This window comes from Chromatiales bacterium (genome assembly GCA_014323925.1).
In the GTDB taxonomy this organism is placed as follows: domain Bacteria; phylum Pseudomonadota; class Gammaproteobacteria; order Poriferisulfidales; family Oxydemutatoraceae; genus SP5GCR1.
Genome location: JACONC010000022.1, coordinates 1 through 9,357 on the forward strand (window position 1 = coordinate 1; position 9,357 = coordinate 9,357).

The window sequence follows — 9,357 nt, forward strand, 5'->3', positions numbered from 1 at the left end:
TCTAGGAAAGGTGACCGTGAAAAATTTCGCTCGTCTATGACAGTCGCAGCTTGGGTGAAAACACAGCAACCTAATCGAACTACCTACTTATTAAGACAACCGTATACGAACAAAGAGGGTAACCTTATCGCCTTTTCGATCAGCGAAGATGGCACTATCAGCTTTGAATTAGTCACCAACGGTAAACATCAAAAACTAGAAAGTGGCACCCTAGATAAAAAACTGTGGGGACAATGGATACATATAGCAGCGAGCTGGGATGGCAGAGATGAATGTGGCAAAGCTGTGCTGTATGTCAATGGCGAGTCTATTGCCCAATCTTGTCTAGGGAGACCGTTGTCGGCAGAAAATACCAATGATTTATTGTTGGGAGAGACGCAAGACTCTACTGTTGATAATGCTAATACTTTGATAGACGATGTTGCGATTTGGCGGCAACCGCTAATGCCGATGCAGATAGACGCAGTGTATAAGCTGGGTGATCGCTTTTCTTATAATGCATCGGAAGTAGATGCTTTATTCAACACTCCCGAAAAAGACGGCATAACGCAAATTGGAGAGCATCAGTGGCAACGCACGACATTAGAACAGACACCCAATGCCGCACAACTAACAATCAGAGTGCTGCCTAATGCAACGGAGATTCAATTCGGGGATGTAATGGCGATTCGCTGCCTATCTTGTATACCATCATAAACGGCGTAGTGCTTGCATAACTAGCTGTGTGGTGATACTATGCTCGGACCAATAGGAATAGATTAATGCTAAAAAAAATTTTTTCACTTTTCTCAGATGATTTGTCGATAGACTTGGGCACCGCCAATACGCTGATTTGCATGAAAGGTCGAGGTATAGTGCTTAATGAACCATCAGTGGTCGCTACTCGTATTACCAATAATGGTTCTACCATCAGCGTTGAGGCTGCCGGTCACCCCGCTAAAGAAATGATGGGCAAGACACCCTCTAATATAAAAGTTATCAGACCTCTGAAAGACGGTGTGATAGCAGATTTCACGACCACCGAAAAGATGCTACAGATATTCATACATAAGGTTTATGAAGACAGATTCCTTAAATCCGGTGGTCGAGCTCTTATCTGCGTACCATGCGGAGCAACGCAAGTTGAAAGGCGAGCGATTCGTGAATCAGCTTTGGGTGCTGGGGTAAGCAAAGTTTATCTGATAGAAGAACCTATAGCTGCAGCTATAGGTGCAAATCTTCCTATCAGCCAAGCGCAAGGTTCCATGTTATTAGATATTGGCGGGGGTACTTCCGAAGTAGCAGTGCTATCGCTCAACGGCATCGTTTATTCGGCTTCGGTTCGATTCGGCGGTGACCGACTAGACGAAGCGATTATAAATTATCTGCGCAAACATTACAATGTGCTGATAGGCGAGGCGACCGCAGAGCGGGTCAAAAGTTTAATAGGTACCGCCTATCCAACCTCACAGGAGAGCAAAACAAAAATCAACGCCCGCGAAGTTGCTGGCGGCCTGCCTAGAAATATCACCGTATCCGACAACGAAATCCACGAAGCAATGAAGCCAACATTGGACAATATCGTTACCGCAGTTAAAAAAGCACTGGATGAGACACCACCAGAACTAAGTTCCGATATTGCAGAACGCGGCATAGTCCTAACCGGTGGCGGTGCCTTATTAAGAAACCTTGATGTTTTAATCTCTAATGAGACTTCCATCCCGGTGATCCTCGCTGACGAACCATTGAACTGTGTCGCCCAAGGCGGAGGTAAGGCATTGGAGTTATTGGATGAGAAGAAAATAACTTTTCTATATGAGGAATAAACAGCGGAGCATTCTAAAATTAAAGAATTATTCAGTCCTCGTAATCTCACTTCTAAACTTATCTTTTTTATTAGCTTATCCATAGCGCTGATAATAGTCGACTACCAATTCAGCTACCTAGATAAAGTACGTTATTACACCAATCTACTTGGTTATGCGGTTCGTTATGTAGCAAACCTACCTTACCATGGCACCCTAATGACCTACCAATATTTACAAGAACGCTCGGAATTATTGGAAAAAAAACATTGGCTACAAAACGAAAATACTCAACTGCAAGCGCGCTTATCCGAGATGTCAGCACTCAAACACAAAAACCGCCATCTTCAGGAGTTGATGAACCTACTTGAAAAAGATGTAGATCAACAGTTTACAGTAGTAAAACTGGTCGGCGTACTTTCATCGCTTGTAGAACAAAAAATTATTATTGATCGAGGGCAAAAAAGCGGCGTTTATATAGGTCAACCAGTTCTTGGAACCAATGGTATCATCGGGCAGGTCGCTGAGGTCACTGCGCTCAGTGCTACAGTGGTACTAATTTCCAGTCCTGGGTATACGCTACTCGGAGAAATTGAAAGATCCGGACTCAGGGTGGTTGTGAGCGGCATTGGCAATGCCGAACGTTTACAGTTGCTTTATGTGCCGGCTACCGCCGATATCAAAGTCAGTGATCAGATAATCACCTCAGGCTTAGATAATAAATATCCCTACGGCTATCCTATAGGGACGGTATTAAGTATAGAAAAACCAGAAGGGAATAGCTTTGCAACTATTGATATAAAACCAAATGCCAAACTAAACCACAACTTAGAAATGGTACTGGTCTGGCCCGACCAATCAACAGCAATCTCTAAATGAAGACCTTCAAAGAAAAAGCGCAACTGATGAGACGCGAATATGGACTGGTCTGGGGTGTGGTACTGCTGGCGTTGATTATGGATGTGTTACCTATGCCTCACTGGGGCTATTACTACTGGCCTCACTGGACACTGCTGACAGTTATTTATTGGGTACTCGCTCTGCCTTATAGATTTAATATCAAGTTTGCCTGGTCTACCGGATTATTGGTAGATTTTATTAGTGGTAACTGGCTCGGACAAAATGCATTGCTTTATACTCTAGTTGCTTATGCAACGATTTTATTGCACAAACGGTTACGTTTTTATATGCTAGAGCAAATGGTATTCGTTGCTGTGGTAATAGGCATTTATATACTCCTCACAATATGGATTGAAGGCGTAGCTGAGGTTGGTGAAACTATTTGGAACAAGTTGTGGTCGGTATTTACCAGTATGCTCACTTGGCTTTGGGTATACGCGGTACTCCGCCATCTAAGACGCAAAGTCTATTACTCTATGGCACAAGGATAAGAACCCAATAATTTATAAAAATCGGCTTCTTTATCCAACGCCGCAAGCCCCTGCTTAATATGCTCTTGCTCGCAATGCCCTTCTATGTCGAGGAAAAAAGCATACTCCCAGTTAACACGCCCAGACGGGCGAGACTCGATACGCGTCAAATTAATATTTTGATCAGCCAGTATTTTCAATAAGTGTGCCAGTGCCCCAGCCTTATGCCGCGTCAATAGTAAAATGCTGGTTTTATCGTGGCCACTGGGTGGCGGAAATTGAGAACCTAAAATCAGAAAGCGGGTGGTGTTGCTTGCACTATCTTCTATGTCTCGAGCTATGATGTTGAGCTTATACAACTCTGCGGCGTAAGCACTGGCAATTGCTGCGGCAGGGTAGTCTTCGTTTAGTTTTTGTATCGCTTGGCTACTACTCTCAACATTGATTTGTACACTATCTGGCAAATGTGCGCTAAGCCAATTACGACATTGGGCGAGAGATTGTGAATGCCCATATACTTTTTGTATATCTTCGACTCGGCTTTGTTTAGTCAACAGACAGTGATTGATACGCAGTTCTGATTCGCCGATTATTTTTATATCGTTACTCATAAAATGATCCAGTGTATTACTCACGCTACCCTCGCTTGAATTTTCCACTGGCACGACACCATAATAGGCTTTATTCGTTGCAATGCAACGGAATACTTCCTCTATGGTAGCGCAAGATTTTAACGATACGGCATGACCAAAATGCTTATATACAGCCTGTTCGGTATAGGTGCCTGATGGTCCTAAAAAAACTACGGTTAATTTCTGCTCCAATGCTCTACACGCCGAAATAATCTCTTCGAATAACATAGATACGGTTGCTTTAGGCAACGGCCCCAGATTAGCGGATAATAGTTCCCTTAAATGCGCTGCTTCTCTAGCCGGCCTATAACAGCTAGCATTCTCGTTATTCTTGTTTTTTGCTTGTCCGACTTGTATCGCACATTGAGCACGCTCATTCAGCAGTTTTAACAGTTGTGCATCTATATCGTCTATAGTTGTGCGTAAATTTTCTATTTCGTTGTCTTTCATCCTGCCATCCGTTCAAAATCTTTCATAAATTCAACCAATGTCTCAGCACCCGAAATCGGCATTCCATTATACAAGCTCGCGCGTATACCACCAGTTTGGCTATGCCCTTTCAATCCCCACAACCCCTGCGCCTCGGCAGCCACTATAAATTTTTGCTCAAGGGCAACGGTTGGCAAATTAAAAAATATATTCACTCGCGAACGATATGCGGGAGAGATAGGATTGGTATAGAACGACGATCTGTCTATACAATCGTAGAGCATCGTTGAGCGGTGATGGCACCGCTGCTGCATCTCTTGCACTCCGCCTTGCTGCACTATCCATTCCAGCATCAGTTGTGCAACTAGCCACGAAAATACCGGCGGTGTTGTCGGCCTAGAACCAGTGGCTAATAATTTATCATAATCATACAATGCAGGGGTCAGTGGGTGTCGCGCTTCGGCTAAAACATCGCGCCGCACTATGATATAAACCAAGCCTGAGACACCGGCATTTTTTTGTGCGCCTGCATAAATCATTTTATGCGCCTTTACATCTATCGTATCTGTTAAAAAATTAGAGGTCATATCGGCCACCAAAGTGCCATCTCTTATATAATCAGCGGCACAAAACTCAAAGCCGATAAAAGTCTCGTTTGATACATAATGTCTATACGCAGCATCCTCATTAAGTTGCCACTCATCAGTAGCGGGTAGCGACAACGGAGGTTCATCAGTAATTGAAGTGATAATAGACAGTTTGTTTTTTTCGATATACTTCTGTGCTTCGGAGGTAGCATAGCGAGACCAATAACCGGTGTCGAAATAATCCGCACTTTTGGCATAACCGAGGTTCATCGCAAGTGCTGCATATTGGGCGCGGCTACCGCCTGAGGCAAACAATATCTCGTAGTCGTCTGGTATAGAGAGCATATCGCGCAAGGTATACTGCATGCGTTCAATAACATCGTCTACATAAGCACTTCGGTGACTTATCTCCAACAATGCTACTGGATGTTTGGCTGAGACCAGCTGCTGGGATTTTTGCAATACTACTTCTGGCAAAGTCGCCGGCCCAGGAGAAAAATTATAAAGTTGATGGGCATCACTGATGCGCATTTCAGTCTTCGGCATTTTTTTCTATGCGCACTATCTCCGATAATTTTCTTTTTGCATCCAGCCGTATCAGTCTAACGCCTTGGGTATTACGACCAACGGCAGATATAGTCGATACTCGGGTACGCACTAATACCCCTTGGTCGGTAATCAACATCACTTCGTCGTCATCGCTAAAGGGCAAAGCGCCTATTACTGTACCGTTGCGCTTGTTGGTCTTGATAGAGATCATACCAAGACCGCCGCGTCGCTTGGCCGTAAATTTCTTTGCCTGAGTACGTTTGCCGTAGCCATTTTCGGTAGCGATTAAAATTTTAATTTGTTCTTTATCCCGCTCTGACAAACAGATGAGAGAAATAATTTTAGCGTTATCACGCAAGCGCATACCTATAACACCTTTTGCGGTACGCCCGACTGTTCGTACATCGCTCTCCTTAAATCGTATAGCTCGTCCTAAGTTGTTGAACAGCATAATATCGTTGGTGCCGTCGGTAATCACTGCACCTATCATCTTATCGTCGGGCTGCAGATTGATGGCTTTGATGCCGTTGCTACGCGGTCTGGAAAACGCATTCAAGGATGTGCGTTTGATAATTCCCTTAGCAGTTGCCATCGTTACATACAAGCCGTCGGCATACGATTTCACTGGCAATATCGCAGTGATGCGCTCACCTTCACCAAGATTGAGCATATTAACCATAGGTTTTCCTCGCGCCGTACGCCCAGCCCTAGGCAATTTATAGACTTTGAGCCAATAGAGCTGTCCTAAATTAGAAAAACATAACAAAGTATCGTGGCTGTTCGCCATGAACATCATCTCAATAAAGTCCTCTTCTCTAACCGATGTTGCGGTCTTGCCTCTGCCGCCTCGGTGTTGTGCTCGATAGTGGTCAGGAGGTTGTATCTTGGCATAACCGGCGTGCGATATCGTTAATATCATATCCTCTTGGGGAATTAAATCTTCGTCATCCATATCCACTGATTGGTCGACAATTTTGGTTCTGCGTGGATCGCCGTAGTGCTTTTTAATTTCCTTCAATTCATCGCAAATCACTTTTATCAATCGGTCAGGGTCGGAGAGTATCTTGAGCAATTCTGATATCAACGCAATAAGCTGTTCGTAATCAGAGACTATCTTATCCTGTTCCAGTGCGGTCAAACGGTGCAACTTCAAATCAAGTATTGCTTGAGCCTGCTGTGCCGATAGATGATAACCATCGGAGTGCAAGCCGAACTCAGCACCTAGCGTGTCTGGTTTGGATATCAACGCATCGCTCTTCTCTAGCAATTGCACAACTGCCCCAGGCTTCCATGCATGTTCCATCAGTGCAGATTTGGCATCGGCTGATGTTTGAGATTTTTTTATCAACGCGATCACTTCGTCTATATTAGCCAGTGCGACCGACAGCCCTTCCAGAGTATGCGCCTTTTCTTTGGCTTTGCGCAACTCGTATACAGTTCGTCGCGTAACTACATTACGGCGATGTCTTAGGAAAGCCTCTAAAATTTCTTTGAGATTAAACAGCTTTGGCTGCCCTTCTTGCAGTGCCACCATGTTGATACTAAAAGTTGTTTGCATCTTGGTGTATTTGTATAAGTTGTTGAGTATAATTTGGCTGTTCTCCCTGCGTTTTAATTCAATAACTATCCGCATACCTTCTTTGTCGGTTTCGTCACGCAATTCGGTAATACCCTCTATACGTTTCTCTTTAACCAAGTCAGCTATTTTTTCGAGTAAATGCGCCTTATTAACCATATAAGGCAGTTCCTCAACAATAATAAGTTCTTGCTCTCCTTTATTAACCGATTCTATTCTGCAACTGGCGCGTAGTACGACACGACCGCGGCCGCTACGATATGCATCGTATATCCCCTGGCGTCCATTGATAATCGCTGCGGTGGGGAAATCCGGCCCCGGGATGTAGCGCATCAAATCGGCTATCGAGATATCCGGATTCTTGGCAACTGCTAAAACCGCATCTATGACTTCACCCAAATTATGAGTCGGCATACTGGTTGCCATACCGACGGCAATCCCAGCCGAACCGTTGACCAGCAAATTCGGTATGCGCGACGGAAGTACTACCGGCTCTTTCTCGGAATTATCATAGTTAGGAATAAAATCGACCGTCTCCTTATCTATATCGGCAAGCAGTTCGTGCGCTATTTTCGACAACCGCACTTCGGTATAACGCATCGCCGCTGGTGCATCGCCGTCTATAGAGCCGAAATTACCCTGTCCGTCTATCAGTGGATAACGCAAAGAAAAGGTCTGCGCCATCCGCACTAAGGTGTCGTACACCGCACTATCGCCGTGCGGATGATATTTACCTATAACATCACCGACGATACGAGCTGACTTTTTATACGGCTTATTAAAATCGTTGTGCAGCTCGCTCATCGCATAAAGTACGCGTCTGTGCACCGGCTTTAAGCCATCGTAAATATCGGGCAACGCACGGCCGATAATAACGCTCATTGCGTAATCCAAATAGGATTTACGCATTTCCTCCTCTAAACTAACCGGCAGGATTTCTTTAGCAAAATCAGGCATCGCTATTTAATATAACCAAGAGTGATTCGAGAGTGATGAAACAATACGATGCCCTAAGACTTTATTTCAATCTCAAACAAGGTAGGCCAATACTTACCAGTCACATAAAGCCGTTTGCTTTGTTCGTCGTAGGCGATACCGTTGAGCACACCGGCCATCATCTCAGCACGGACTTCGGTCAACAAATCTTTCAGATCGACATAGGCATTTACCACCCCAGTCCTAGGATTAATAATGACTATTTTGTTTCGCAACCACACATTGGCATAGATTTTTCCATCCACCCATTCAAGTTCATTCAGGTATTTAAGCGGACGACCGTTTTCAGTCACTGATATACGCTTAAGCTCTTCGAAATTTTTACGACTCATATATCTCAAGGTGTCGGAACCATCACTCATAATTAACTGATGGCCGTTGTTAGTAAGCCCCCAACCTTCGCCGCTGTATTGATGTTGTTCAGTGAGAAACAATGTTTCGGCATCGTAGACCATCAAGACGCCTCGTCTGTAGCTGAGTTGATAAAGAAAACCTTTTAGATAGCTAATACCCTCGGCGAAAATATGCGGTGGCATCGTTTGTTCGCTTAAAACTTCACCGCTCTCAAGATTGACTTTACTCAAAAGAGATTTGCCGTAGCCACCGCTACTTTCTATCAATGTATCACCTTTTATGACCAAACCCTGAGTAAATGCCGTCGGTCTATGCGGAAAACGATTGACTACTTCATAGCTGAGCTGCTTAGCCTTTATAACACGGTTTTTTCGTGCTTCCATGCGGCGCATAATCCTCTGAATCTCGCTTTCTGAAATCTCGGGTTCTTCGGCATCAGTAGTTGCAGGAACCGGTTCATCGAAATCGCTTGGTATAACTTCGTTGCCAGTGCTAGTAGTTACAGGAACTGGTTCGCCAACATCGCTTGGTATAACTTCGTTGCCAGTGCTAACGCCGCCCTGATTGGTATCTTGCGGCGATACTTGAATGTCGTCTAGCGGCGCAGTTACACCGCTGCCCTCTTGAGCATATAAGGTCTGCAAGTAAAGCACGCCAATCAATAGCGATGCTATCAATAAATAGTAAACTATTCGGTGATGTGTCATTGATTTTATTGATCTAAAGAGATTATTATAAGCTATTTTTAGCTATTTTTAGGCACAAAATTTAGGACTAAATGAAGCATAGAAAATTGCCTAATCTTTAAAAGGATATATTACAATAAGATAACAATAAGGAAAAACAGGGTGAAAAATAAATTTCTTAGTATATTTTTGTTACTCGCGTTAGTGTTGTGGCAACCTACGGTTGCTCAACAAAATTCATTGCCTGCTTGCACTCAGGACATAACGGATACTGATGACGACGGTGTACCATCTGCTGTAGCGTGGCAGAAATTTTAATCAGCTTACATTATGTCAATGATGCTGTTGATGCTCAAGTGCCATAGCTATGATAAGTAGATAATTTTATAACTAC

Annotated in this window: 9 protein-coding genes; 5 read left to right on the forward strand and 4 right to left on the reverse strand. The window is 44.0% G+C overall.

Annotated elements, in window-relative coordinates; genetic code table 11:
* The 4 genes from GDA45_07400 to mreD all read left to right on the forward strand — a co-directional run.
* On the forward strand, positions 1-696 hold a 696-nt coding region (locus tag GDA45_07400), incomplete at its 5' end, for a LamG domain-containing protein (GenBank protein MBC6414685.1).
* 65 nt (positions 697-761) lie between these two features.
* Entirely contained in the window at positions 762-1,805 is a 1,044-nt protein-coding gene (locus GDA45_07405) for a rod shape-determining protein (protein ID MBC6414686.1), read from the forward strand.
* Between the two features lie 18 nt (positions 1,806-1,823).
* Positions 1,824-2,663, forward strand: a complete 840-nt coding sequence (mreC, locus tag GDA45_07410) for a rod shape-determining protein MreC (protein ID MBC6414687.1) — start codon at positions 1,824-1,826, stop codon at positions 2,661-2,663.
* Positions 2,660-3,175 carry a rod shape-determining protein MreD gene (mreD, locus tag GDA45_07415; protein MBC6414688.1) on the forward strand — a complete coding sequence of 172 codons (516 nt, stop codon included), beginning with the start codon at positions 2,660-2,662 and terminating at the stop codon, positions 3,173-3,175. The genes mreC and mreD overlap by 4 nt, the downstream gene beginning before the upstream one ends.
* Here mreD and pheA read toward each other — a convergent pair.
* From pheA to GDA45_07435, 4 genes are read right to left on the reverse strand one after another with little or no spacing between them, the layout of a single operon-like run.
* Positions 3,154-4,236, reverse strand: a complete 1,083-nt coding sequence (gene pheA, locus GDA45_07420) for a prephenate dehydratase (GenBank protein MBC6414689.1) — start codon at positions 4,234-4,236, stop codon at positions 3,154-3,156. The genes mreD and pheA overlap by 22 nt on opposite strands.
* On the reverse strand, positions 4,233-5,348 hold the full coding sequence (gene serC / locus GDA45_07425) for a 3-phosphoserine/phosphohydroxythreonine transaminase (protein ID MBC6414690.1): 1,116 nt from the start codon (positions 5,346-5,348) through the stop codon (positions 4,233-4,235). Before serC ends, pheA begins: the two co-directional genes overlap by 4 nt.
* Complete coding sequence (gene gyrA / locus GDA45_07430; GenBank protein MBC6414691.1) at positions 5,335-7,884, reverse strand: DNA gyrase subunit A; 2,550 nt, start codon at positions 7,882-7,884, stop codon at positions 5,335-5,337. Before gyrA ends, serC begins: the two co-directional genes overlap by 14 nt.
* 53 nt (positions 7,885-7,937) lie before the next feature.
* The gene (locus GDA45_07435; protein ID MBC6414692.1) at positions 7,938-8,984 is read right to left on the reverse strand and encodes a glutaminyl-peptide cyclotransferase; all 1,047 of its coding nucleotides are present in this window, start codon (positions 8,982-8,984) and stop codon (positions 7,938-7,940) included.
* 141 nt (positions 8,985-9,125) lie between these two features.
* On the opposite strand from GDA45_07435, the gene GDA45_07440 reads away from it, so the two are divergent.
* Positions 9,126-9,281 carry a hypothetical protein gene (locus GDA45_07440; protein ID MBC6414693.1) on the forward strand — a complete coding sequence of 52 codons (156 nt, stop codon included), beginning with the start codon at positions 9,126-9,128 and terminating at the stop codon, positions 9,279-9,281.
* Positions 9,282-9,357: the final 76 nt, after the last annotated feature.